This is a genomic window from Undibacterium sp. CY21W (assembly GCF_014284265.1).
Classification (GTDB): domain Bacteria; phylum Pseudomonadota; class Gammaproteobacteria; order Burkholderiales; family Burkholderiaceae_D; genus Undibacterium; species Undibacterium aquatile.
This window is the reverse complement of record NZ_JACOGE010000006.1, coordinates 167,029-191,440: the sequence shown is the minus strand read 5'-3', so window position 1 is coordinate 191,440 and position 24,412 is coordinate 167,029. Positions and strand designations below refer to the sequence as shown.

The 24,412-nt window shown below is 50.3% G+C and carries 21 protein-coding genes; 14 read left to right on the top strand and 7 right to left on the bottom strand.

Going from position 1 to position 24,412, the window contains the following annotated elements; translation table 11 throughout:
- Position 1: 1 nt before the first annotated feature.
- The 10 genes from H8K29_RS14815 to hemN all read left to right on the top strand — a co-directional run bounded on the left by H8K29_RS14815 (position 2) and on the right by hemN (position 12,028).
- Positions 2 to 1,939: a type IV pili methyl-accepting chemotaxis transducer N-terminal domain-containing protein gene (locus H8K29_RS14815; RefSeq protein ID WP_255423013.1), complete on the top strand. Its 1,938-nt coding sequence runs from the start codon at positions 2 to 4 to the stop codon at positions 1,937 to 1,939.
- A 38-nt stretch (positions 1,940 to 1,977) separates the two neighbouring features.
- Positions 1,978 to 2,625, top strand: coding sequence for a response regulator transcription factor (locus H8K29_RS14810; RefSeq protein WP_186898203.1), 648 nt, complete (start codon positions 1,978 to 1,980; stop codon positions 2,623 to 2,625).
- 297 nt (positions 2,626 to 2,922) lie between these two features.
- Entirely contained in the window at positions 2,923 to 3,615 is a 693-nt protein-coding gene (locus tag H8K29_RS14805; protein ID WP_186885729.1) for a Crp/Fnr family transcriptional regulator, read from the top strand.
- A gap of 114 nt (positions 3,616 to 3,729) precedes the next feature.
- On the top strand, positions 3,730 to 4,734 hold the full coding sequence (locus H8K29_RS14800; RefSeq protein ID WP_186898202.1) for a peptidase U32 family protein: 1,005 nt from the start codon (positions 3,730 to 3,732) through the stop codon (positions 4,732 to 4,734).
- A 13-nt stretch (positions 4,735 to 4,747) separates the two neighbouring features.
- A complete protein-coding gene (locus H8K29_RS14795; protein WP_186898201.1) occupies positions 4,748 to 5,650 on the top strand; it encodes a U32 family peptidase in 903 nt (300 codons plus the stop codon).
- Positions 5,651 to 5,679: 29 nt separating this feature from the next.
- Positions 5,680 to 6,144 carry an SCP2 domain-containing protein gene (locus H8K29_RS14790; protein WP_255423395.1) on the top strand — a complete coding sequence of 155 codons (465 nt, stop codon included), beginning with the start codon at positions 5,680 to 5,682 and terminating at the stop codon, positions 6,142 to 6,144.
- A complete protein-coding gene (locus tag H8K29_RS14785) occupies positions 6,144 to 6,539 on the top strand; it encodes a putative zinc-binding protein (RefSeq protein WP_186898200.1) in 396 nt (131 codons plus the stop codon). The genes H8K29_RS14790 and H8K29_RS14785 overlap by 1 nt, the downstream gene beginning before the upstream one ends.
- 287 nt (positions 6,540 to 6,826) lie before the next feature.
- The gene (locus H8K29_RS14780) at positions 6,827 to 7,969 is read left to right on the top strand and encodes an NnrS family protein (RefSeq protein WP_186898199.1); all 1,143 of its coding nucleotides are present in this window, start codon (positions 6,827 to 6,829) and stop codon (positions 7,967 to 7,969) included.
- Positions 7,970 to 8,200: 231 nt separating this feature from the next.
- On the top strand, positions 8,201 to 10,528 hold the full coding sequence (locus H8K29_RS14775) for a TonB-dependent hemoglobin/transferrin/lactoferrin family receptor (RefSeq protein WP_186898198.1): 2,328 nt from the start codon (positions 8,201 to 8,203) through the stop codon (positions 10,526 to 10,528).
- Between the two features lie 108 nt (positions 10,529 to 10,636).
- Complete coding sequence (gene hemN, locus H8K29_RS14770) at positions 10,637 to 12,028, top strand: oxygen-independent coproporphyrinogen III oxidase (RefSeq protein ID WP_186885735.1); 1,392 nt, start codon at positions 10,637 to 10,639, stop codon at positions 12,026 to 12,028.
- A 79-nt stretch (positions 12,029 to 12,107) separates the two neighbouring features.
- On the opposite strand, the gene H8K29_RS14765 is transcribed toward hemN, so the two are convergent.
- The 4 genes from H8K29_RS14765 to H8K29_RS14750 form a co-directional block, all read right to left on the bottom strand.
- Complete coding sequence (locus H8K29_RS14765) at positions 12,108 to 12,473, bottom strand: hypothetical protein (protein WP_186898197.1); 366 nt, start codon at positions 12,471 to 12,473, stop codon at positions 12,108 to 12,110.
- 47 nt (positions 12,474 to 12,520) lie between these two features.
- Complete coding sequence (locus H8K29_RS14760; RefSeq protein WP_186898196.1) at positions 12,521 to 12,901, bottom strand: SirB2 family protein; 381 nt, start codon at positions 12,899 to 12,901, stop codon at positions 12,521 to 12,523.
- Between the two features lie 10 nt (positions 12,902 to 12,911).
- Entirely contained in the window at positions 12,912 to 13,175 is a 264-nt protein-coding gene (locus tag H8K29_RS14755; protein WP_186885738.1) for a DUF2249 domain-containing protein, read from the bottom strand.
- Between the two features lie 97 nt (positions 13,176 to 13,272).
- Positions 13,273 to 15,561, bottom strand: a complete 2,289-nt coding sequence (locus H8K29_RS14750) for a nitric-oxide reductase large subunit (RefSeq protein ID WP_186898195.1) — start codon at positions 15,559 to 15,561, stop codon at positions 13,273 to 13,275.
- A 298-nt stretch (positions 15,562 to 15,859) separates the two neighbouring features.
- On the opposite strand from H8K29_RS14750, the gene H8K29_RS14745 reads away from it, so the two are divergent.
- A complete protein-coding gene (locus H8K29_RS14745) occupies positions 15,860 to 16,318 on the top strand; it encodes an Rrf2 family transcriptional regulator (protein WP_186898194.1) in 459 nt (152 codons plus the stop codon).
- Positions 16,319 to 16,379: 61 nt separating this feature from the next.
- On the opposite strand, the gene H8K29_RS14740 is transcribed toward H8K29_RS14745, so the two are convergent.
- Positions 16,380 to 16,715: a c-type cytochrome gene (locus H8K29_RS14740; protein WP_186885741.1), complete on the bottom strand. Its 336-nt coding sequence runs from the start codon at positions 16,713 to 16,715 to the stop codon at positions 16,380 to 16,382.
- A 10-nt stretch (positions 16,716 to 16,725) separates the two neighbouring features.
- The gene (locus H8K29_RS14735) at positions 16,726 to 18,297 is read right to left on the bottom strand and encodes a cytochrome D1 domain-containing protein (protein WP_370527205.1); all 1,572 of its coding nucleotides are present in this window, start codon (positions 18,295 to 18,297) and stop codon (positions 16,726 to 16,728) included.
- 443 nt (positions 18,298 to 18,740) lie between these two features.
- Here H8K29_RS14735 and H8K29_RS14730 point away from each other — a divergent pair, with 443 nt between their 5' ends.
- The gene (locus H8K29_RS14730) at positions 18,741 to 19,946 is read left to right on the top strand and encodes an MFS transporter (RefSeq protein WP_186898193.1); all 1,206 of its coding nucleotides are present in this window, start codon (positions 18,741 to 18,743) and stop codon (positions 19,944 to 19,946) included.
- A 130-nt stretch (positions 19,947 to 20,076) separates the two neighbouring features.
- Complete coding sequence (locus tag H8K29_RS14725) at positions 20,077 to 21,771, top strand: hypothetical protein (RefSeq protein ID WP_186898192.1); 1,695 nt, start codon at positions 20,077 to 20,079, stop codon at positions 21,769 to 21,771.
- Positions 21,772 to 21,888: 117 nt separating this feature from the next.
- Here H8K29_RS14725 and H8K29_RS14720 read toward each other — a convergent pair whose 3' ends face one another.
- Positions 21,889 to 23,238, bottom strand: a complete 1,350-nt coding sequence (locus H8K29_RS14720) for an MFS transporter (RefSeq protein ID WP_186898191.1) — start codon at positions 23,236 to 23,238, stop codon at positions 21,889 to 21,891.
- A 149-nt stretch (positions 23,239 to 23,387) separates the two neighbouring features.
- On the opposite strand from H8K29_RS14720, the gene cyoA reads away from it, so the two are divergent.
- Positions 23,388 to 24,410 carry a ubiquinol oxidase subunit II gene (gene cyoA, locus H8K29_RS14715; protein ID WP_186898190.1) on the top strand — a complete coding sequence of 341 codons (1,023 nt, stop codon included), beginning with the start codon at positions 23,388 to 23,390 and terminating at the stop codon, positions 24,408 to 24,410.
- Positions 24,411 to 24,412 lie beyond the last annotated feature (2 nt).

The window sequence follows — 24,412 nt, the reverse complement described above, 5'->3', positions numbered from 1 at the left end:
GATGAATGCATCGCAAAGTCTGCCGATAGGCAAACGCCTGACATTCCGGATATTACTGACGACACTGATCGGGCTGGCGCTGACGCTGGCCGCGATTGCTTATACCTTGCTGTTGTCCTGGCAGCTGGAAGGCGGTGGAGCCGCAATTAATGAGGCTGGCAGCCTGCGTATGCGTTCTTACCGTCTGGCGATCGAGCTGGAGCAGAGCATAGGGAAGCCACAAGCTGTAAGTAGAGTCGCGCAGTCGCTGGCCGAATATGACCGTACGCTTGCTGATTTGCAGGCGGGCGACGCAAAACGTCCCTTATTCCTGCCAGTCACGGCCAGTATCCGTAAGCAGATGCGGGAGGTGCAGAAAGATTGGCAGCAGCATATCCGTGTCGGCGCACAGAACGTCATGCAGGAAACAGATCCAGTACGACAACAGGCTGTGCTGGCAGAGTATGTACAGAAACTGCCGGATTTTGTGGAAAGCATTAACCAGTTGGTGTCGCTGGTAGAAGTTGAGCTGGCAGAAAAAACAACCTGGTTACGCTTATGTCAGACCGCCCTGATTTTCATGTCGCTGGCGGCCAGCGTTGCCTTGCTTTATCTCTTATATCTGTGGATAGTCGGGCCTGTGACCCGCATGCAGGCGGGTATCGCGCGTATGTCCAAAGATGATCTGAGTGTGCGCCTGCCGATAGAAACTGAAGATGAATTTGGCGTACTGGCGCAGGCGTTTAACCAGATGGCTGATCGCGTGCAAACAGTGCATCGCACGCTGGAAGACAGAGTTTCTGAAAAGACGGCGAAATTGCAGGCGCAAAATCACGAGATCAGCACGCTGTACGAAACAGCCGGATTTCTGGCGCGACCAAATGCCATAGAAGAATTGTGTCGCGGATTCCTGCAAAGGATCATGCAAAGAATTCACGCCGATGGCGGTACCGTGCGTATCCTTGACAATAAGAGCGATCATTTGCATATCACTGTGCACGAAGGTATTTCGGAACAGATGATAGAAGAAGAACACTGCATCAAAACCAATGATTGTTTATGTGGTGCGGCTACTCACAGCGGCATTGTGCTGGTCAGGGATTTCCGTCAGCTGAATCAGCAGCGTCGTTATCGTTGCCAGGAAGAAGGCTTTTTCTCCCTGGCGGTCTTTCAGATTCTGGCGCGGGAACAAGTGATCGGTAGTTTCTCTTTACACTTTGCGAACGAACGCGTCATTTCAGGTGAAGAGCGTCGCCTGCTGGAAACATTAGGTAAAAATTTGGGATCAGCGATAGAAAACCAGCGCCTGATTGCCAAAGAAAAAGAATTTGCAGTATCGCAGGAACGTAATCTGCTGGCGCAAGGTTTGCATGACAGTATTGCGCAAGGGCTGAACTTTTTAAATCTGCAGGTGCAGATGCTGGAAGACTCGTTGCGACGCAATGACGTGGAAGAAATCAAAGATATTGCGCCGCTGTTACGCGCCGGTGTTGAGGAAAGTTACGAAGATGTGCGTGAGTTGTTGCTGAATTTCCGTACTCGCTTGCAAGACAGTAATCTTGAGTCGGAAATGCGCAATGTCGTCAATAAATTTCAGCGCCAGACTGGCGTACACGGCGAGATACAATTAGCTGGTAGCGGGGCACCGCTGGCACCCGAGCAGCAATTGCAGGTATTGTTTATCTTGCAGGAGGCACTGTCGAACGTGCGTAAGCATGCGCACGCCAGCAACGTGAAAGTGGTGGTGGCGAATGAGCGCGACTTTTCCCTGACGGTCACCGATGATGGCGCCGGGTTTAATCTCGATCGCGTACATGAAAAAGGCGATGCCCATGTCGGCTTGCGTATCATGCAGGAACGTGCGGAACGCTTATCTGCCAGCTTCGGTATTCATAGCCAGCCCGGTGCAGGAACGACGATTACCTTACAATTACCGCGTCAGGAACGGCTCGTTGCCTGAGCCCTGCATTGATCACTTTAAATGAAAGTCTGAAAAATATGCCTATTAAGATTTTGCTGGTGGATGATCACACTCTTTTTCGCAGTGGCATTCGTTTGCTGTTGCAGCGCAATCCTGAGTTTGAGATCGTCGGCGAAGCATCAGATGGTCTGGAAGGGGTAAAGCGCGCAAAGCAGTTGCGGCCAGACGTGGTGTTGATGGATCTGAATATGGCCGGTCTTTCCGGGCTGGAAGCGATGCAATTGATCGTTGAAGATTTGCCCGATACTGCTGTGCTGATGCTGACTGTATCTGAGGAAGCGGAAGATCTGACGAAAGCGTTGAAAAATGGCGCGCGTGGCTATCTGCTGAAAAATATTGAAGCAGATTACCTGATGCAGGCAATCCGGCGTGCAGCCGCTGGTGAACCGGTGATCGCCGAATCCATGACGGCTAAACTGGTGATGCAATTCCGCACCGGAAATAATCTCAGCACGACACCGGAACGCGAGAAGCTCACGCCGCGCGAACGTGAAACCATGATCTGCCTCGCACGTGGCGAGAGTAACAAAGAAATCGCCCGTAACCTGAACGTGGCGGAAAGCACCGTCAAAATCCATGTGCAGAATATTCTGAAAAAACTCAGCCTCAGCAGCCGTGTGCAAATTGCCGTGTATGCGGTTGAGCACGGTCTGGATAAGTCGTAATGCCGCCTGAAAATCCCCGGCGTTGTTGCACTGCCACATTATTATTCAGTCTTTGGTCGTGTTCCTGGTGGCAATAACGACGACTATTGCCACCTGAATTTCCTGTCACTCTCCCTCTATGTTTCATCAACGGCATTGCCGGATTCGGTAGCCCCGACGGCGTTTCTCCGTCATTCGTCCATGTGCTCTCTCCATTTGCTTTTCGTCTCTAGTTCTCTCGGCGGATAGTCAGTATTTTTCTCTGCTTCTACACTTGATTTCTGTCAAAGAAGCTGGAGAAATAACATGAGAGATAACATGACGAAAATTAATTTGCTTGGTTTGCTGGAAAATCATGCCCTGTTTCGGAATATTTCCGCAGTGGATTTGCATACATTGCAAAGAGAAGTGGTGAAGACTGAATTAGAAAAAAACACGATGCTGTTCCGCAAGGGGGATCAGGCGGATGCTTGTTTCATCGTCGTGTACGGGCTGGTGAAGCTCAGTATCCCATCTTCGCAAGGCAACGACAAAGTGTTGGAATTAATTCGCCCCGGTCAGAGCCTGGGGGAGGCGATGATGTTTCTGGATGAGCCGTATCCGTTTTATGCGGAAGCACTGGAAAATACCTTGCTGCTGAAAATCCCACGACAGGCATTGATGCGTCTGTTAGATCGCTCCCCCCTGATTTCACGTCAGATGATGGCAGGCCTGTCTTACCGTCTGCTTGGTTTTATCCGCAATGTTGAGCGCTACTCATTGCAAAATGCGACTCAACGTGTGATTGACTATCTGTTGCAAACGTCTGCGATGCAAAGTACCAACGAAGTCCGGCTGGAATTAAAGAAGCATTTGCTGGCGTCATTGCTGAACCTGTCGCCGGAAACTTTATCGCGGGTATTGCATCAGCTAATGGACGAACAATTGATACGCGTGTGCGGCTCGACCATCCATATCGGTTCGCCAGACGCACTGAAAACCTATCAGCACAGCGTTGTTACCCTGCATTGAACGTCAGGCTGTAAGGTGATTGGCGGCGTGGGTTTGACGTCGATGGATGTCTATTGAAATTTTATTGACCCAGGACAATGACCTTGGAAATAATTTTCATTACCATCTTGGGTCATGAATCCTATCGATCTGGTGGCTCCTGCCGGTAGTCTGGTTGCTTTGAAAGCAGCGATAGACAAAGGGGCAAATGCAGTTTATCTCGGCTTACGCAATGCCACGAACGCCCGCAATTTCGGCGGACTCAATTTCGGCGATAGCGATATCCGACAGGGTGTTGCTTACGCGCATAGCCGCGGACGACAAATTCTGTTTGCCATCAATACGTATCCGCAGGCGCGCGCGGTTGCTGAATGGCGCGCCGCGATTGATACGGCGGTGCAGATGGGGGCTGATGCAGTCATCCTGGCTGATCCCGGTCTGATGGCGTATGCGCGCGATCGTCACCCCGATCTGCGATTGCATTTGTCGGTGCAAGGCTCGGCGACAACGCTTGATGCGATTGAACTCATGCGCGAACAATTTGCGATCAAGCGTGCGGTGTTGCCGCGTGTGCTGACGCTGACCGAGATTGAGAAAATCATTCGTCAGACCACGGTGGAAATTGAAGTCTTTGGTTTTGGTAGCCTGTGTGTCATGGCCGAAGGACGTTGCCTCTTGTCCAGTTATGTGACTGGCGACTCACCGAATAATAAAGGTGTATGTTCGCCTGCCCATGCGGTCAGCTGGGAAGAGAAAGACCGCACGATGTACGCTCGCCTGAGCGGCACGCTGATTGATCGCTATGCGCCGGATGAAGCGGCTGGTTATCCGACTTTATGCAAGGGCAGGTTCGAAGTCGAAGGTGAAATTGATTATGCGCTGGAAGAACCGACCAGTCTGAATGCCATCGGTCTGTTACCGCAACTGATCAATATGGGCGTGGCAGCGATCAAGATTGAAGGCCGCCAGCGCAGCCCCAGCTATGTGACGCAAGTGGTCGGCACTTTGCGCGCAGCACTCGATGCGGCGCAACGCGATCCTGGACGTTATTCCGCCCGGCCTGAATGGCAGGCGATGCTGGCGCGTCACGCCGAAGGCGCACAGGTGACGCAAGGTGCGTTTGAGCGTCCCTGGAAATAAGGCAAAACATACCATGACAGCATTAAAAATCTCACTCGCTCCGCTTGCCTATTACTGGTCAAAAGAAGAGACCCTGCGTTTTTATGTCGATGCGATGCAATGGCCGGTCGATATTGTGTATCTTGGCGAAGTCACTTGCTCACGCCGGCATTTGATGAAGTTCGATGATTGGCTGGCGGTCGCTACAGAATTACGCAACGCAGGCAAAGAAGTTGTGCTCTCCAGTCTGACCTTGATTGATAGCGAAGCGGATCGCCGTAATATGCACCGGCTGGTGGATAAAGCTTCTGAGCAGGGCTTGCTGATTGAGGCGAATGATTTCAGTGCCGTGCGTGCAATGCAGGGCAGGCCATTTGTCGCCGGGCCGCATCTGAATGTGTATCACGCTGATACCCTGCGCTGGCTGGCCGGGCTCGGTGCCCGTCGCTTCACGCCGCCGATAGAGCTGGGACACGAGGATCTGGCAGCGATACAAGCGCAACGTCCGGTTGGCATGGAAACGGAAGTGCAGGTCTGGGGACGGTTGGCGCTGGCGTTTTCATCGCGCTGTTTCACCGCCCGTCATCATCGCTTACGTAAAGACAGTTGCGAATTCCGTTGCGAACAATATCCCGACGGATTGCCGCTGGCGACGCGGGACGGTAAGGATTTTCTGACGATTAACGGTATTCAGACGCAGAGTTCGACTTGTCTTGATCTGGGCGCACAGGTACCTGAATTAGCGTCCATGCAGGTCGATATTTTGCGTTTGCAACCGCAGTCGCAAGGCATGGCGGAAGTGGTCGCGGCGTTTGATCGCGCGCGCCAGTCTCTCAGTGCGGCACAAGTCGGCAGTCAGTATCTGCCGCCACATGCCCAACGCAGCAATGGCTACTGGCAGGCAAAGCCAGGTATGCAATGGTTGACGGTGGAATAAGTTGCGCTTCGTTATTTCTGAAAGTATGCATGATGGACTTATCACAATTTCGTTTTCCCGCACCGTTTCAGCAATTAGGTAGATGGGTGCCGACGCCGCTGGCAACGGCACCGCTGATGCTGGCGCTGGAAATTGCGCGCCGCAAGGAATTGCTGGTGGCGCCCGATACCCTTTACGGCAAAACCTTTCGGATTCATGTTGAAGACTTGGGTTTGTCGCTGTGTTTTTACTGTGATCAGGGGAAGTTCCGTCCGGTCTATAAAAACGCCAGAGAAACCGAAGCGGATGTCAGCCTGTCGGCCAGCTCGGCAGATTTTTTTCAGATGGCGTCCGGCATGGAAGATGCCGACACCCTGTTTTTCCGCCGCCGCCTGCGCATCGAAGGCAATACGGAATTAGGCGTCGCAGTGAAATACTGGATTGATGCCAGCGAGCGCCCAGCGTGGCTGAGCCGGTTTGCGGAGCGATTTTTACGACAGCCTGAAAGCGTCTGATGTCTGCTGAGCCTGTGCTACTGCCTTTGGTCTATGCCTGTTCCGGCTGTTCCAGCGTGGCGCAGCTCGCAAACACCTGTGCCGTCCGGCTGGACAGGGAAGGGCGGGCGCAGATGTCGTGCATCGCCGGTGTTGGTGGCGGTGTCGCTTCGTTGGTGCGGCTCGCACAATCGGGGCGTCCGGTGCTGGCGTTGGATGGCTGTGCGCTGGCGTGCGTGAAGGCCTGTTTGCAGCAGGCAGGTGTGTGCGCCGACCGCCATCTGATCCTGAATCAGGAAGGCGTACGCAAGCGTTTTCATGCGGATGCTTCAGAGGATGAAACGCAGCTGGCGTGGCAAATTGTGGAACAGGAATTAGCTCAGCTCACACCAGCGATAGCGCAGCCCTCTTGCTAACCGTCGTTGATGAATGGCTGGTAAGTCGCTTATTAAGTCGCTCATTAAGTCGTTTAGTTAGTGGTTTATATGCATACTCCCCCACATTTTAGAGAAAAACACCTTAATCTCTTTATGAAATAAGGACTTCAAAACATACTGGGGGGAGTATATTTTCCCACTTATTTGCCTCAGATCAGTTTATTGTTGCAGTGTTGGCTGCATTGCTGATTTTTCGTTTTACATCCGCAGGATCGCCACTTGCCTGTGATTATTGTTGATGTCTTTTTCACTCATGGTGAACCCTCATGAAACGTCTTGCGATTGCTCCTCACCGTTTGTATTTTTTCCTTGGCGCACTGGCAGCGCTGATTCTGTTTGTCTGGTGGTGGCGGCAAGTGGTGTCGCAGACGATGGCGGTTCCTTTGCACGCACTGGTGATGCCGCTCGGTATATTTCCCTTGTTTATTCTTGGCTTCACTTTTACCGCCGGGCCGCGCTGGTTGTCGGTTGAATCGGCGGATCATTATTTTCTTTTACACGGCGGTACCTATTTTTGCGGCTTGCTGCTCGTTTTAGTTGCGGCGGGCTTAGGCTGGTATCCCTTACGTACTGCGGGGTTTGTGCTGATGCTGGCGGCATGGCTGGCTGTGACCTGGCGCTGGGGTGATTTGATCCGGCGCAGCAAGGCGCTGGATAAAAAGCATCCCGTATCTATCCTGATCGCGATGCTGGGCGGCATGTCGGCATTGCTGGCAGCTGTCTTCTGGAGCGCAGGCGACACCGATGCGTGGCAGGTTGCCCGCGAATTTTCTTTTTTTGGTTTTTTGCTGCCGGTTTTTCTGACGGTGAGTCACAGGATGCTGCCCTTTTTCAGCAGCAATGTGCTGAAGCCTTATGTGGCATGGCGGCCATACTGGTTGCTGGGCGTCTGGCTGGGCGGATGCTGGTTGCTGGTACTGGCAGGGATTACCGGCTGGCGTTATCTGGAGGCCTTCAGCGCAAGCGCGCTTAGCCTGAGTTTTGTCGTGACGTCCTGGCGTTGGGGAATTTTCCGCAGCCTGCAAAACCGTATGCTGGCAATGCTGCATTTGTCATTTGCCTGGCTTGCGGTGGTGTTTGGATTGCAGGCGGCGGGCGCGCTCGGCGTGGCAGTTGGTTCAGCATCCATACACGCACTCGGGCTGGGGTTCATGGGAACCATGCTGGTCGCTTTTGTCAGCCGTGTTTCTTATGGACATAGCGGCAGACCATTGCAGGTGTCGAACAGCTTGTGGATGGTGTATCTCGGGCTGCATCTGGCTGCCATGCTGCGCATCGTCGCCAGCTTGCTGGTGATACCTTCTTTGCTCACTGTCTCGGCCACGGTCTGGTTGTTACTGATTACGATCTGGATCGCCATGATGCTGCCGGTCTATCTGAAAGCGCGCGCAGATGGACAGCCGGGCTGATACTCATATTGAGGCTGGCGTTGGTTTCGCCAGTGATGATTCAGTGATGATTCAGTGATGATTTGTTGGTGATTCGTTGACGATTCGTTGTTGATTATTTCGTGACCTTGTTCTGTCGCAGTATGTCGCGGCGGTCTAGTTCGGAATACCTAGTCGCCTGACCGGAATGCGTATTGACCCGTGTTGATGGAAGTTTAGACTGCTAGCTATTCTCCTTTGCTGGTATTCACCATGAAAAAATCAGACGCAACGCGCTTGTCCGGAAATGGCTTCCGGATCAAAAAACACACCCTCAGATTGCTGCTGGCCGGTCTTTTTTCTACGGGTCTGACAGCGTACGTGCAGGCACAGACCGCGCCGCAGGCACCCACCACTTTATTGGCGAATGCGACGGTGCCGGTGCAGATCGTTGTCATCAGTGGCGCCCGTTACGAGCAATTCGTCGAAGATTTGCCCTTGTCGATGGATATTATCGGTTGGCAGGAAATGGAAAGCGGGCATGTTGCCGATATTCATGATTTAGTTAAAAATTTACCCAATATTTCCGTCAAACGTGCGCCCGCCAGATTTACTGTGACTGGTGTCGGCAATGCAACCGGGCGTGATACAAATGCCGGTTTCAATATCCGTGGGCAGGACGGGAATCGTGTGTTGATGCTGGTGGACGGCGTGCGTCTGCCACGCAGCTACATCAATGGCAGCAATGCATTTGGCAGGGATTCCTTATCGCTGGATCTGATCCGCCAGGTGGAAATTGTGCGCGGCCCGGCATCGGTATTGTATGGCTCTGATGGCCTTGCCGGACTGGTGAATTTCATTACGCTGGAACCAGCCGATTTCCTGCAGCGACGTGGCGATCAGCAGAAAGATGTTGGCGGCAAAGTATCGCTGTCGTATAACGGTGACGATCATTCGCGGACGCTGTCAGCCAGTCTGGCCGGGCGCATCAACCCTGAGCTGACGTGGTTAGTGAGTGCTGCGGTGAATCATGCCGGTGGTATGCAAAATATGGGCAGCAAAGATGTTGCCAATGTGGATCGCACTACCCCGAATCCGCAAAAGAATGAAGGCCAGTCGGTATTGGTGAAACTAGTGTATCAGCCTACGGCTGATCAGAAACACACCGTGAGCGCCGAGCATGTGAATAAAGATGCTGACTACGAATTGCTCTCAAGCCGTGCAAAGCTGCCGTTGACGACAGCCTCTGCGGTCGCTGGTGAAAATGCCACGAGTAATATGACACGCGACCGTCTGAGCTTGCAAAGCCGGTATACGCTCAATAACGCGTATGTCGATCATGTGCAGACGGCTTTCAGTTTTCAGGATGCCAGTTCCCGCGAATTCGGTGTCACGCACAGAAATACGCTGGCCGACCGCGTGCGCGATGTCAGCTACAGTGAGCGCAGCGCGCAATTCCATATTCAGGCCGATAAATTATTCAGAATGGCCGCGGGCTGGTCGCAGCGCCTTAGTTACGGTTTCGACTACAGTCGTGCCGATATCAAAAACATGTTTGACGGCGTTGATCCGGGAAATGCGGATTTTGTACCGCGCAAATATTTCCCTGATACCCGTGATTCCAGCCGCGCTGTCTTTGTGCAGGATGAAATATTTGCTGGCAAATGGATCATCACGCCCGGTGTGCGCTTTGATCATTTTGATCTGGATGTGACCAGCCAGGCTGGTTTTGCGCCACCGGCGAAAACGCCTGCTAAATCACTTTCTGGTTCAGCAGTCTCGCCTAAGCTGGGTTTTCTGTACCGTTTGACTCCGGAATGGAGTGCCTTTGGTAACTATGCGAGTGGTTTCCGTGCTCCGAATGCACAACAAATCAATGGCGTGTTCGATAGTGCGACAATCCCTGCAGTGTTATTGTCGAATCCCGATCTGAAACCGGAAAAAAGCCATAACATCGAAATCGGCTTACGTGCAATGCTCGACAGACTGAGCCTTGATATCGCTGTGTTCAGAGGAAAATACGATAACCTCATCGTCGATAAAAAACCGCTGGGCGGTAAAGGTGTGATCGGAGATCCGGCGATTTTCCAGACAGTCAATGTCGATAAAGCGACGATCAGCGGTTTTGAAATTAAAGGACAGGTGCATTGGGGTGAAATCGCCGGTGGTAAGCTGACAATGCCATTTGCGTATGGCATCACGCATGGCAGCGATGATACGACCGGCTTACCGTTGAATGCGATCGATCCGGCGAAAATCAGTATTGGCGTCGGCTATAGCAAACCCGCCTGGGAAGTCCGGCTGCAAGCCTTGCATCAGGATGCAAAAATGGCGGCCGATCTGGATAGTCCGTATTTACCCAAACCAGCGACTCCGCCACGGGTGGCGCAGCTGACCATTCCTTCAGCAATGACCTTAGATTTGTCGGGACAATGGCGTTTGCAGAAAAATCTGCGGCTCAATGCGGCAGTACGTAATCTGACAAATAAGAAATACTGGAATTGGTCTGATGTGCAGGGTGTTGCGGCAAACTCAGCCGTGATCGATGCCTACACCCAGCCGGGACGCCATTATGATATGTCTGTTTCCTACGATTTTTAACTGTTGAACCCGGCAGATTCTGCTAAATAAATTGATGTAAATCGACATAGACTGGCTTTGCTTGCATACAATAGCGATCTTGTATGCAAGACGCACCGAAAGAACATAATGACCACACCAATCGACGATATTGAGCTGTCTGAAGAGCTGATACGGAAATTCGACAAGTCCGGGCCACGTTATACCTCGTATCCGACGGCCGATCGCTTCAATACCGGGTTCACCGAACAAAGTTACATTACTTATCTCGAACAAAGAGCGGGACGAACGAATAATCCGCCTTTGTCCTTGTATCTGCATTTGCCGTTTTGTGAGTCGCTGTGTTATTTCTGTGCGTGCAATAAGATCATTACCAAAGACCACAGTCGCACCACCGAATATTTACGTTATCTCGAAAAAGAAATGGCGATGGTCGCAGCTCGGATCGGCCCTGATCGCCTGACCGCGCAGCTGCATCTGGGTGGCGGAACACCGACGTTTTTCAGTTCGGATGAGCTGCGTCAGTTAATGGCGATGATACGTCAGCATTTCACCTTTACGGATGACGCTGAACTGGGCGTGGAAATTGACCCGCGCACAGTGAAACCGGAAACGCTGGCGGTGTTGGCGGAGCTGGGGTTCAACCGCAATAGTTTTGGTGTGCAGGATTTTGACCCGGCTGTACAACAGGCAGTGAACCGGATACAGCCGTTCAGTATGGTCGAAGCCGCAGTCAAGGAAAGCCGTAAAGCGCATTTTCAGTCGGTGAATGCCGATCTGATTTATGGCTTACCTAAACAGAATATTGAAAGCTTTGGCCGCACACTCGATAGCCTGATCGCATTAGCACCAGACCGCATTGCGCTGTACAACTATGCGCATTTACCTAGCCGTTTCAAAGCACAGCGCCAGATTATCGAGGCAGATCTGCCATCGGCTGAAGAACGCTTGCAAATTTTCCTGATGTCCACCCGTCGCTTGCTGGATGCCGGTTATATCTACATCGGTCTGGATCACTTTTCCCGCCCTGACGATGAATTGAATAAGGCGCGTCAGGATCAGTCTTTGCACAGGAATTTTCAGGGTTACACAACCCGTGCGGAATGCGATCTGATTGGCTTTGGTGTTTCTGCGATTGGTAAAGTCGGGGATTCGTACAGTCAGTCGGTACGTACGATCAAAGAGTATTATCAGTTGCTCGATGAAGGAAAATTGCCGGTAGAGAAGGGAATCGCCTTAGATAAGGATGATTTATTGCGACGTGATGTCATCATGACTTTAATGTGCAGTATGCCTTTGTCGGTTGCAGACATCAACGCTGCTTACGGTATTGATTTCATGACTTACTTCGCTGAAGAGATTACGCAATTACGTCAATACGAGGACGTTGGCTTTATCACGATCGATGCGGATGCGCTTCGTGTCACACCCAAAGGCCGTTTGTTTGTCCGCGCGGTGGCGATGACGTTCGATAAGTATCTGAAGAAAGTAACGACGGCGACGTATTCTAAGCTGATCTGATTTTTTCTGACAAAAAAAGCCCGGATGATTCCGGGCTTTTTTATTTCCATTTTTCTTGCTTCCAGCGATTGCCCTTATGTCAGGCGTTCGCGTGATGCGCTGAACCTTGCAGTGCGATAGTGACCAATAATGAGGAATCATCAATCGCTGTCAACGCATGTGATGCGGATGCTGCCAGATACATTAAGTCGCCGGTATGTAAGATTTTGCTGGCATGGTCGGTCTGTATTTCAACCTGACCTTCTATGCAAAAAATAGTGATCGGACCATCGACCTGATGCGCGGCGATATGTTTTGCGGCCGGTAAATATAAGCGCATGACTTCCAGTTGCGCATCTTTAAATAAGGCTTGCGCAGGGATGTTGCCTGCAGTGCCTGTGGTACCGGCGTTAGTGGCAGGCAGAATATTAATGCTGTCACCGGAGGATAAGTGTTTTTGTGCCATTGTCGGTCTCCCAAAAACTGAGTGGTGGATGCGCACACGGCGATCAATTACCAGTGTGGCAAAGCTTGTTTCGTCAGTGCGACTGCAACGATATAAGAGAATACCGCTAAGGCGGCGATCCAGGTACGGATTCTGACAGTTTTTGTTTTACCGCGCTTCAGTGCAACGGTTCCTAAGCCTATGTACAGTAACAGTGCCAGAACTTTGGCAGTCAGCCAGGCTTCAACGAACGGATATTGTCTGCTCCAGAACACCATCGTCAGTGCACTCGCCAGCAGTAAGGTATCTATCAGATGTGGGGCGATTCTGATCCATTTTTTTTGCAGCATGGCCGAGTCCTGCCACATCCAGATACCGCGCAAAAAAAACAGACTACCGCTCAGGGTCGCACAGGTGATATGAATGTGCTTGACTGTCAGGTAGTCCATTATTTATTCCTTAATCACAGATAAGAAAATCAATCACAATTGCGCCCGGTTCCTGCGAAACATAGCTGATTTTGACGCTGGAGCCGAAATGATGCTCTATCTGCGACAGTAAAGGCAAGGGATTATGGTCATTGCAGAAGCGCATGGTTTCTCCACGCTCTAAAGCAGACAGCGCACCGAAGATCGCTGCATGACGAAAACGCTTGGCAATGCCGCGCGCATCAAATGAGTAAATACCTTCGGCAATAACAGGCATTGAGCAATCGTGGGACATTGTAAAACTCCTTAATAGATGATGTTGATACTAGTGATGCTATTGAATAGTGAAGCAGAGGCCGTCAGAAAATATTTCTCGACGGCCTCTGATGTCATTAAGCTTGTTTAGTTTTTTTCGCAGGGATTGAGCTGTTCAGGCTGACGTTCGCTGTCTTTTTCGCTATCAGCAAACGGAAGGCAAACAAGGCCAGACAGACGGTGCCGATCGCGAACACGACGTCGCCAGGTACGCGCAGCCAGACCAGTGTTTCCATCAGGTGCGAGTGTATGACTTCAGGTGAACGGGCAAACCACATCCCTTTCGTGATGCTGGCGACTGCTTGATAAATACCGGCAGGAACCAATGAGATGAACACCATCATTGCGAGACCGATATTGAGCATCCAGAACATCGCTTGCAGCAATTTGTCAGACCATGCAGCGCGTGAAGACAAGCCACGCAGGCAGAACAGCAGCAAGCCTATACCCAGCATGCCGTACACACCGAACAAAGCAGCATGTCCATGCGCAGCTGTCATGTTCAGACCTTGCATGTAATACAGAGCAATCGGAGTATTGATGGAGAACCCTAACAAACCCGCACCGACAGTATTCCAGAAACCGACAGCGATGAAGCACAGGATGGACCATTTGTAAGACTGCACCCAAGCTGCTGCTTTCGAGCGTTGATAATTGCGATACGCTTCCACGCCTATCATCGCCAGAGGAACCACTTCCAGTGCTGAGAACATGGCACCGATGGCGATCACAAAAGTCGGTGTGCCAGTGAAATACAGATGATGCAAGGTACCCAGAATGCCGCCGAACAGGAAGACGATCGTTTCGAGGATAATCGCGCTGTTTGCTGTCGCTGCATGGATCAGACCCAGACGAGTGAAGAGCAGGGCGATGACAGCTGTTGCGAACACTTCAAAGAAGCCTTCTACCCACAAATGGACCAACCACCAGCGCCAGTATTCGATCATGGAGTAATGTGTATGCGGACCCCAGGTCAGCGATGTCGCGTAGAAACCGCCGATACACATCGCAGCCAGGAATACCATGGCAATCAGACCGCGGCTTTCAGATGGTTTTTTGAGTGCAGGCAATAATCCGCGACCCAATAAAGTCACCCAGAACAGTAAGCCGATAAATAACAGAATTTGCCAGACGCGTCCCATGCTGGTGAATTCCAGACCCTGATTACCGATCCAGAATGCGAATTCATTGCCTTTATGTTGCAGGCTGCCCAGCCATCCCATCGCGGTCGAACCGACAACAATGAACAGCAATGCATAAAACAGGACATTCACGCCGAGTTTCTGGAATTTAGGTTCATAGCCAGAGATTGCAGGGGCGATGTACAGACCGGTTGCCAGCCATGCAGTGGCGATCCACAACACCGCAAATTGCGTATGTATCGTGCGACTGACCGTGAACGGCAGAATCTCAGCTAATGGGAAACCAAAGAAGCTATGTCCCTCAACGGCGTAGTGAGCGGTGATCACACCCATACCTACTTGCGCCAGAATCAGACCAATGACAACAAAAAAGTATTTTTTTGTCGCCAGCATCGAAGGTGTTGGCTTCATGTCGAATAAGGGATCTGTTTTCGGTGGAACAGGATCACTTTCTTCTTTACTTGCAGAATGGTAGAAAATCATTCCGGCAATCGCAGCGATCATCAGAATCACGCTGGCAATAGACCAGATACCTGCACCGGCAGTCGGTGTATTTTCAACCAGTGGTTCATGCGGCCAGTTGCTGGTGTAGCTCAGACCTTCTTCACCAGGACGATCTGCTGCTGCAGCCCATGAAGACCAAAAAAAGAACGCTGGCAAGGCTTGTAAATCAGCAGGATCCGGCAGTGAGCCTTTATTCATCGCATACTGTTCGCGCAGTTTTTCCAGAGATGGATCGTTACCAAACAAAGCGACGTAATGTTGCGTGACCAGTTGCACTGCAGCTGCACGTTCAGGGGACAAGGTGATAACACCATTTTTCTGATCGTAGGTATTGCCGCGCATTTCCTCTTTCAGGCGAGCTTTAAGTTCGCCCTGACGCGGTGTGCTTAACTGTTCAAAGGACAGTTTGTTTTCTTTCTGTGCCCAGATTTCCAGTAAGGCGAGAGACTCGCGGTGCAGCCAGTCGGCTGACCAGTCTGGCGCGACATAACTGCCGTGGCCCCACACTGTGCCTAATTGCTGACCACCGGCGGCGAGCCATGCTTCCTGCCCTCGCTGGACTTGTCCTTCAGAAAATAAAACCTTGCCTTGAGTGCTGACAACCTGATTGGGGATAGGTGGAGCTGTGAGATAGATTTCTGTACCTACCCAACCGAGAACGGTAAAAGATAAGACGCAGATCACAGCTAGCCAGGTCCAGAGTTTACGCGTGGAGTGCATGGCGTGATTCCTTATTGGTAGAGTTAAAAGAGTGCATTGCTTAAAGAAGTGGGAAAAATAAAACTGATTTACCGCTTCAATAAGATGCATTCTATATGCATGTATAATAAGATGCAAATTAAATGTATGTTTTGTGTTTTTATTTTTATCCCCGTGCCTGAACTGCGATCTGAATCTGTTTCTGTTTCTGTTTCTGTTTCTGAATCTGCTTTGGGGGCGAAGGGGATATACTGTGCAGGGAAGATGTCAGTTGCTATGCAGTGACAACTTCACACCTATTTTCAGGAATACATAAGTCATGAGATTAACTGCTTACACTGATTACACTTTACGCACCCTGATTTATCTGGCGATACACCGAGATCGGCTTGTTACGATTCAGGAGGTCGCTGAATTGCACTCGATTTCAAAAAATCATCTGACGAAGGTAGTGCATCAGCTGGGGATGTCCAACATGGTGGAAACTGTGCGTGGGCGCAATGGCGGACTGAAACTGAATATGGAACCGGCAGAGATCAATATCGGCGAGGTCGTGCGGGCGACTGAAACTGATTTTTTTATGGCGGAGTGTTTTGACAGTACCAGTAATACCTGTGTCTACGCGATGGGTTGTAATTTGAAGGGTGTATTGAACCGCGCTACCAGCGCTTATCTTGCGGTGCTGGATGATGTCAGTCTGGAAGATCTGATTTCAAAAAGAGAGACGACAGGGAAAATCCATTTTATGAAGCCAGTGCCGGGAAAGAAAACAAAATAAACTATTTTCAAAAATAAAAAGCCGGTTTTAGACCGGCTTTTTGGCGCTGACAGCATCCCGTTTAATGTGTGCTCAGCACATACTCAGCCAGGGTTTTGATATCGGCATCGTTGACTTTAGGACCGTTCGGCGGCATCGGAATTGCTCCCCATACACCGCTGCCACCGTCTTTAATTTTCTTGGACAAGCTGGCGACGGCATCGGCATTTCCTTTGTACTTTTGCGCGATATCTTTAAAAGCCGGGCCGAGGATCTTCTTGTCGACACCATGACATGCCATGCAACCATTTTTCTGTGCAAGCTCAGCGCCGGTGGCGGCGTAAGAGCTGGTCGCAGAGAAGGCGAGAGCAGCAATTCCCAGTGCGCTGAGAAGTGATAAGGTGACTTGATGTTTCATCTTATTTTCCTTAATAAATGTCGTGCTGAGTATTGTTGATGTTGAATTTACCGGTTGGTGTGATCAGTTTCGGATCTTTAATCACGGCTTTCAGTTTACGTGTTTTATCGTCAACGACCACGATTGCTGATTCTTTGTCTTTTGCACTCCAGACAGAGAACCAGACTTCATCGCCAGCTTTGTTATATTCAGGCTGTACGATACGTTTAGCGCCTTCACCCAGACCAGCCCATTCTGCGATCGGTAAAGTGACATAGCCTTTTTCGAAGTGATCAATATCAAACACGGCGATAGACTGACTTAATTTAGTATCAGGGTTCAATGGTGTGTCTACCCACAGGTTTCTGGATTTCGGATGGGTTTTGATAAACAGCGAACCGCCGCCCTGACCTTTGATGCTATCCACCACTTTCCATGCCTGTGCTTTATGTTTGACAGGGTCGGTACCGATCATGGAAATCGTTTCATCACCAAGATGGCTGGTTGCCCATACAGGGCCGAATTTAGGATGTATGAAGTTTGCGCCGCGACCTGGATGCGGTGTTTTTCCAACGTTGACGATCGCGGCCATTTTGTCTTCTTTGGTATCGACCACGGCAATCTTATTCGATGCGTTGGCAGCCACGAGGAAATAACGACCAGTGGAATCCAGTCCGCCGTCATGCAGGAATTTGGCTGCGTCCAGCGTGGTGGTTTTCAGGTTGTTGATGTCTTTGTAGTCCACCAGCATGATTTTGCCGGTTTCTTTTGCACTGACTACGAATTCAGGACGATAGTGGGAAGCGACAATCGACGCAACGCGAGGTTCTGGATGGTACTCATTGTCAACCGTCATGCCGCGGGTAGAAACAATTTTCAGCGGTTTCAGTGTGTCGCCTTCCATAATCACGAACTGAGGCGGCCAGTAATCACCAGCAATCGCGTATTTGTCTTCGTAACCTTTAAATTTGGAAGTTTCCACCGAGCGGGCTTCCAGACCTACCTTCATTTCAGCGACGGTATCTGGTTTTTCCATCCACAAGTCGATCAGATTGATGCGTGCGTCACGGCCGATTACGAACAGGTAGCGACCCGATGCAGACGTGCGTGAGATGTGTACGGCATAACCAGTCTTCACGATATTAATGATTTTTTTTGTGTCGCCATCAATCAGTGCTACTTCACCGGAATCGCGCAATGTAGTGGAGAAAATATTGGCGATATTGTAGTTGTTCATTTTTTTCGTCGGACGTTTGGCGACAGGAATCACTTCTTTCCAGGTAGCCTCCATGTCCTTTATACTGAACTCAGGAGGAACCGGTGGCTCCTGCTGAATATAGCGTGCCATCAGATCGACTTCTTTATCCGACAGATCACCGGAAGTGCCCCAGTTAGGCATCCCAGCTGGCGAGCCATAATTGATGAAGACTTTCAGATAATCCGTTCCTTTATCCAGAGTAATATCCGGCGTCAGTGCTTTACCCGTCGCGCCCTTGCGCAGCACACCGTGGCAACCGGCACAACGTTGGAAATAAATTTGCTTACCCGATTCGAACTCCGCTTTCGTCATTGGCGGCGCTTTTGGGTTGATATTCTGATGCATAGGCTCGCTTGCCAGAGGTGACCCGCCAGCCTGATATTTCAATTCTGCAGCACTGTGAGTTTTATCATCTTGCGCGAATGCGAGGGAGATGCTCAATGGAAGGATCGCCAGTAACGCAAGAACTGGCCGTATCGTGGTGTTGCGACGGGATGATTTCATTTTTATTTCCTTTTATTAAGTGAGGAATACTGATGAAGAATCTGAGCTGAATTGTTGTATCAGAGGCTACGCCACCACCCATCTGAAATCCTTGACCGCTGTCAAGAAGTTGCGGAAGCCCATCGGGGTTTGTGTTACATCAAAAGGCAGCAGCTTTATTGCTGATTTTGTGGTGTCTGCACCAGTTGTTTTGCACGTGAGAACAGAATTTGTGTTATCGATTTTTTTAGACGAAAAGCTTATTTCAAATGTTGCTGATAATTTTTACCGGAAGATGAATTTTCATGACTCAACCAGACGTGAATAAAAAGCGGCGACTTCACCCCGATATACTCAAGCTTGGTTTAGTGAGTTTTCTTACGGACCTCAGTTCGGAAATGATTTTTTCCGTATTTGCGATTTTCTTCACCACCGTGGCTGGTGCTTCGAGTGCCCTGCTGGGTTTAATCGAGGGCTTGGCCGATTTCTCAGCGTCCTCGCTGAATTATCTGGCGGGCTGGTTATCGGATCGCAGCGGAAGGCGAAAGTGGTTTGCCACCGCTGGCTATGCTTTTTCGACCATCGCGAAACTGATATTGCTGATCTCGACCTCTGTTGCGGGTTTAAGTATTTTTCGTGTGATTGAGCGCCTGGGTAAGGGATTTCGCGGGCCGCCCAGAGATGCCTGGCTGTCGTCAATTGCAGTCAGCGAGTCTCGCGGTTATGCGTTTGGCGTACATAAGGCGCTGGATAAGGCGGGTGCAGTACTGGGGCCTTTGGCTGCTTACGGCTTACTCTCGTGGCTGGGTGAGTCTCGCAGTACATACGCAACGCTGTTTCTGCTTGCATTTATACCAGCGGTGATCAGCGTGCTGGTGCTGACCCGTATTCCAGAGCACAAGGGCGTTGCGCATGAACGTGAAAATTTACAGGAAAACTGGCAACAACTAAGCCAGGAATTTAAGCGATTTCTGATTCCGGCAGGCGTATTTTCACTGGCGTATTTCAGTCTCGGTTTTATATTGTTGAAGGCGCATTTGCTAGGCTTCAGCGTGACCAATGCGGTTTTGCTGTATGCCTTATTCAACGCGACTTGCGTATTCGCGGCACCCCTGATTGGCAAGCTTGGCGACAAGGTAGGGCGTGCGCGCATCATCGTGCTTGGCTACGCTGTCTATGCCTTGATTAATTTCTGGTTGATTTTCGCTGCCAGCCAATGGGAAGTCGTGGCGATATTTGCTATCTATGGCCTTTTTTATGCAATAGACGAATCGCAGAGCAAGGCCTTCATCGCCGACCTTGAGCCTGAGCGCAGGGCAACAGCAGTCGGTTTGTATAATTTCGTCACCGGCGTGCTGTATCTGCCGGCCTCACTGGTCGCCGGTGCTTTATGGATTGTCGCGCCAGAGATGGTGTTCATTCTTGCAGCAGTGCTTTCCTTACTTGCTATTGTCGTTTTTGTGGTGTTGCGTCCGCGTGGCTGCGTTGTAGGTTTGTGGCACGATCAATAAAATATACCTGTGGGCTTTTTCCTTAAATCGGGTCAGAAGTTCAATCTGTTTTTGTAAAAATACTGACGGTATTTTTCATTCGTCCTACACTGAACCCGTTGTCGGTATTTATCAGGAAAGTGAACTGATCATGGTGATTTCAACGGATGCAATTGCTGCTGTAACCCCCGTCAGACTTTCTGCCTTGTCGGCAGTCAGTGCTGTACCGGTCGCAACGGCGGTCGAAGGCAATGTCAGTGGTACGGCAAGTGTGGTCGATGTTTCTTCACTGAGTCAGACATTGGCTACGACAATCGCTTTACTTGGACAGCAAATGAAAACGATTGCGACAAGTGGCAGCGCTGCTCCAATTGGTGATGCTGCAACAAATTTTGCGACAACGGCATCTCTGGCGAACATGTTCGTCAAGGCATTCAATACCTTTCAAAGCGGTAACGTCAACAGTATTCAGAATCCTCTGACATCTTTTCTGGATAACAGTCTGCTGGACGCAATGGGCGGCGTGCTGGCTGATAGTGGCAACAATTTACTGGAAAGCTTGTCGAAGATAGGCATTACGCTTGATACATCCCTTAGTGCAGATAACACTCAGTTCAGTCTGGATACTGTCGTTTTGCAAAAGGCATACGCCAGTGCGCCGCTTGCCACGGCGACCTTACTGACCCAGGCTTTACAGGCGTTGGCACAGATCGAAACCACGCTGATTGCGCAGAACCAAAGTCTGACAAGTGCAGAGACCAGCAACGCTGTTGTGGATAATTCCGTCAGCAGCACTTCGTTTGCAAATGTGGCGGCAACGGCGGCTGGTGTGGTCACGTCTGTTGCGGAACCCGTCGCCTCTACTCATTTGCTCGTGCAGGAAACAGTGAACGCCAAGACGGCAGATCAGCATATGTCTGTACCATCAGAGGCTGTCAATATCCCGCCTTCTGCATTGAATACGACTGCATTTAATGTTACAAGCAGCGCTGCTGCTACGCAGGCGAGTGCTGCGCTTGATCATCCTGCTGTTGATTCGTTGGCGATGAACTCAGTGATTGCTTCTGATAATGCATCCACGATGGCAGCGCAAGCGCAGACTTTATTATCGGATGAGGTTCTGGGGGCTTTGCTTGTGAGCGACACCAATTTTATCCAGACTGGGTTGGCGGATATTGCAGAAATTGGCAGCTATGGTGTGACAGCAAATTCTTTATCGTCAGCGTCAGTTGATAATGTACTGAGCTCAGTGAGTTCCTCGCAAGCGGCTATCGATGCTGTTTCAGATCGGATCAATGCGGGAGCTGTCAATACTGCTGCCAGTAGCGAAGCGGCGATTGCTAATCCGGTATCAGTGAAAGTGTCTGATGTGACAGGTTCGACCTATGGTCTGAACAATGTCAGTGTTGAAGATACTCTGATCAATAATGCAAATGCGGTAGCATCTGAACTTGCCGCATCCACAGGATTAAGCGGAACTGCAACGGCCACAGCAGCCACAACGGCTGTAACGGTAGAAGCAATAAACAATGCAAGTGGCGTTGCCGCGACATTATTACCGTTACCCGGTGGCGTGAATCCCGCGATCTCGGCGGCCGTCGCTGCGTATAAGATGGGTGACGCAATTGAACATCAGCGATCCGGCGATGATCAGGGTGAAACGGATGAAATTGTTTTCGGTAATGAAATTCCACCTGTGGCTATGGATTTAAAGCAGCATGCCAGTCAGCAAGGTGCAAGTGAAGCTGCGGGAAATAAAAAACACGCACAAGCAAAAAATGTTGAAAATCCTGCGGATGTATCTATGAATCTTCAGACTGCTGGCAATATTGACGTCAACGTCTGATTTATCTGGAGTTAGGCTGCGCGGCTACTTGCGTTAAAAATAGGTGGCAAATGTAAAAAATCTCTGCAGCAAGCGATTTCTTATCGTGTTGCAGAGATTTTTATCTTGGATGCAGAGCTAGTCTTTGATTTCCAGCGCCCGGTTCAGGCTCAATGCCGCGATTGAGCAAGCTGCGCCTGAGAGTAGATAGAGACTGACATAGGCGAGGCCGAAGTGGGCTGACAGCCCTAGTGCGACCAGCGGTGCGAAACCGGCACCGACCAGCCATGAAAGATCGGACGTCAAGGCTGCACCGGTATAACGGTATTTCGCTGAAAAGTTGGCAGTCACAGCCCCTGCCGCCTGGCCGTAAGATAAACCCAGTAAGGCAAACCCCACTAGAATAAATGTATTCTGGGCAGACTCGCTGCCGTCAAGCAGGCTTGGTACAAATACACTCAGAATTGCAATGAACAGCGCGAAGGTTCCCAGTGTATTGCGGCGACCGTAGCGATCAGCGATTAAACCAGACACGATCACACCTAAGGTCATTAATCCTGCGCCAGTTACTTGTATATAAAGTACATCTGTCAGTGAGCGTGTGGAGTACAGCGTCAGCCATGACAAGGGAAATACGGTGACCAGATGGAATAAGGCATAGCTGGCTAACGCGGCCAATGCGCCGATCAAGACATTTCGTCCTTGAGAGCCGCTCATCTCAACAATCTTAGTCGGTTCAAGTTCGCGTTCGTCCAGCAGATGCGCATATTCATTGGTAGAAACCAGGCGCAGACGGGCAAATAAGGCAACAACATTAATCGCGAAGGCAACATAGAACGGGTAGCGCCAGCCCCAATCCAGAAAATCTTCTGGAGACAGGTTGGAGAGTAAATAAGCAAACAGACTGCCGGCGATCATGAAGCCGACCGGGGCGCCGAGCTGCCCCAGCATGGCATACCAGCCACGCTTATGTTGTGGTGCATTCAGTGCCAGTAAAGATGGTAATCCATCCCACGAGCCGCCCATTGCCAGCCCCTGACCGATACGCAACGACGCAAGAATGACGATCGACGCGTAGCCAAGATGTGAAAACGTGGGCAGGAATGCGATGCCTGCAGTAGATATGCCAAGTAAGACCAGAGCAATCGTGAGTTTTGCTTCCCGCCCCAGATGACGTTGAATCGCCATAAACGCCACTGTGCCTATCGGCCTCGCGATGAAGGCAAAAGAAAAAATGACAAATGAATAAAGTGTGGCTTCCAGTCTTTGTTCGAATGGAAAGAAAACTGCAGGAAACACTAATACTGATGCAATGGCGTAGACAAAAAAATCAAAATATTCAGAAGCCCGACCGATGACGACGCCAATGGCGATTTCTCCGGGGGAAATCGAAGTATGGTCAGCGTGACTGTTTCTGGGAGCTGGGAGGAGGTCAGGACGTACAGGAATATTGGTGAGTTGCTCACCATTGTGGCTGATACTTGGCATAGTCGTCTCTCGTAGTAGTGTTTTTATCGACGGACGCCTGAAGCCCTGCCCGATATAGCTATGGCAGGGTGGGACAAAACGTCCAATCGCTAATGCTAGTCAGTCCGTGTACATTACCACGATTTATCCTTTACCTTGGACTTTCCTGCATGATTTCCCTACTAGCTCGGCGCGGACTAATACTCCTATGCGTTGCACTGTTGGCTGGATGTGACACTATTGTGTTAAATCCTTCAGGCGATATCGCCGCTCAGCAGAGCAAGCTGATTGTCATTTCTACTCTCCTGATGTTAATCATCATTATTCCTGTCATTTTCCTGACCTTGTTTTTTGCATGGCGCTACAGACAGAGTAATACCAGTGCAAAGTACGATCCTGAGTGGGATCATTCAACCAAACTCGAATTAATTATCTGGGGAGCCCCTTTGTTAATTATCATCGTTTTGGGAATGTTGACATGGATTTCTACACATACTCTTGATCCATATCGAAAGTTGTCACGATTAGATGAAAATCGTCCGCTTTCTGCCAACGTCAAACCGCTGGTCGTGGAAGTCGTTGCTCTGGACTGGAAATGGTTGTTCATTTATCCAGAACAAGGTGTGGCAACGGTGAATGAATTAATTGCGCCAGTCGATGTGCCGGTTCATTTCAGAATCACTGCATCCACTGTCATGAATTCATTTTATGTTCCAGCGCTGGCTGGTCAGATCTATGCGATGCCAGGTATGGAAACGCAATTGAATGCCGTGATCAACAAGGCAGGCACATATGATGGCTTTTCTGCTAACTATAGCGGTGCAGGCTTTTCTGACATGCGCTTCAAATTCCATGGGATGACGCAGGAAAATTTCAATCAGTGGGTACAGACCACTAAGGCTGAAAAACTGAATCTGAATCGTGCTGCTTATCTGGAGGTTGAAAAACCAAGTATCAAAGATCCTGTGCGTCGTTATGGTTCCGTCGACGCCGATCTGTTTCATGCCATTCTCAATCGCTGTGTAGGGGCTGATCAGATTTGCATGGATAAATTGATGTCTATGGATGTGAATGTGAAGCCAGTATCAAAAGCGAACGAAAAAGTTGTTTCTATGCTCGCTCAGAATCAGCAGGCTGCACGCGGGTCGGATGCTGAAGTGTGTACCACACCACCAGTTACTATTGGAAAATAAAG

Bases quoted from the DNA above. Each gene is read 5' to 3' on its own strand.
- H8K29_RS14815 (WP_255423013.1), top strand. From the start codon at position 2: ATGAATGCATCGCAAAGTCTGCCGATAGGCAAACGCCTGACATTCCGG.
- H8K29_RS14810 (WP_186898203.1), top strand. From the start codon at position 1,978: ATGCCTATTAAGATTTTGCTGGTGGATGATCACACTCTTTTTCGCAGT.
- H8K29_RS14805 (WP_186885729.1), top strand. From the start codon at position 2,923: ATGACGAAAATTAATTTGCTTGGTTTGCTGGAAAATCATGCCCTGTTT.
- H8K29_RS14800 (WP_186898202.1), top strand. From the start codon at position 3,730: ATGAATCCTATCGATCTGGTGGCTCCTGCCGGTAGTCTGGTTGCTTTG.
- H8K29_RS14795 (WP_186898201.1), top strand. From the start codon at position 4,748: ATGACAGCATTAAAAATCTCACTCGCTCCGCTTGCCTATTACTGGTCA.
- H8K29_RS14790 (WP_255423395.1), top strand. From the start codon at position 5,680: ATGATGGACTTATCACAATTTCGTTTTCCCGCACCGTTTCAGCAATTA.
- H8K29_RS14785 (WP_186898200.1), top strand. From the start codon at position 6,144: ATGTCTGCTGAGCCTGTGCTACTGCCTTTGGTCTATGCCTGTTCCGGC.
- H8K29_RS14780 (WP_186898199.1), top strand. From the start codon at position 6,827: ATGAAACGTCTTGCGATTGCTCCTCACCGTTTGTATTTTTTCCTTGGC.
- H8K29_RS14775 (WP_186898198.1), top strand. From the start codon at position 8,201: ATGAAAAAATCAGACGCAACGCGCTTGTCCGGAAATGGCTTCCGGATC.
- hemN (WP_186885735.1), top strand. From the start codon at position 10,637: ATGACCACACCAATCGACGATATTGAGCTGTCTGAAGAGCTGATACGG.
- H8K29_RS14765 (WP_186898197.1), bottom strand. From the start codon at position 12,473: ATGGCACAAAAACACTTATCCTCCGGTGACAGCATTAATATTCTGCCT.
- H8K29_RS14760 (WP_186898196.1), bottom strand. From the start codon at position 12,901: ATGGACTACCTGACAGTCAAGCACATTCATATCACCTGTGCGACCCTG.
- H8K29_RS14755 (WP_186885738.1), bottom strand. From the start codon at position 13,175: ATGTCCCACGATTGCTCAATGCCTGTTATTGCCGAAGGTATTTACTCA.
- H8K29_RS14750 (WP_186898195.1), bottom strand. From the start codon at position 15,561: ATGCACTCCACGCGTAAACTCTGGACCTGGCTAGCTGTGATCTGCGTC.
- H8K29_RS14745 (WP_186898194.1), top strand. From the start codon at position 15,860: ATGAGATTAACTGCTTACACTGATTACACTTTACGCACCCTGATTTAT.
- H8K29_RS14740 (WP_186885741.1), bottom strand. From the start codon at position 16,715: ATGAAACATCAAGTCACCTTATCACTTCTCAGCGCACTGGGAATTGCT.
- H8K29_RS14735 (WP_370527205.1), bottom strand. From the start codon at position 18,297: ATGCATCAGAATATCAACCCAAAAGCGCCGCCAATGACGAAAGCGGAG.
- H8K29_RS14730 (WP_186898193.1), top strand. From the start codon at position 18,741: ATGACTCAACCAGACGTGAATAAAAAGCGGCGACTTCACCCCGATATA.
- H8K29_RS14725 (WP_186898192.1), top strand. From the start codon at position 20,077: ATGGTGATTTCAACGGATGCAATTGCTGCTGTAACCCCCGTCAGACTT.
- H8K29_RS14720 (WP_186898191.1), bottom strand. From the start codon at position 23,238: ATGCCAAGTATCAGCCACAATGGTGAGCAACTCACCAATATTCCTGTA.
- cyoA (WP_186898190.1), top strand. From the start codon at position 23,388: ATGATTTCCCTACTAGCTCGGCGCGGACTAATACTCCTATGCGTTGCA.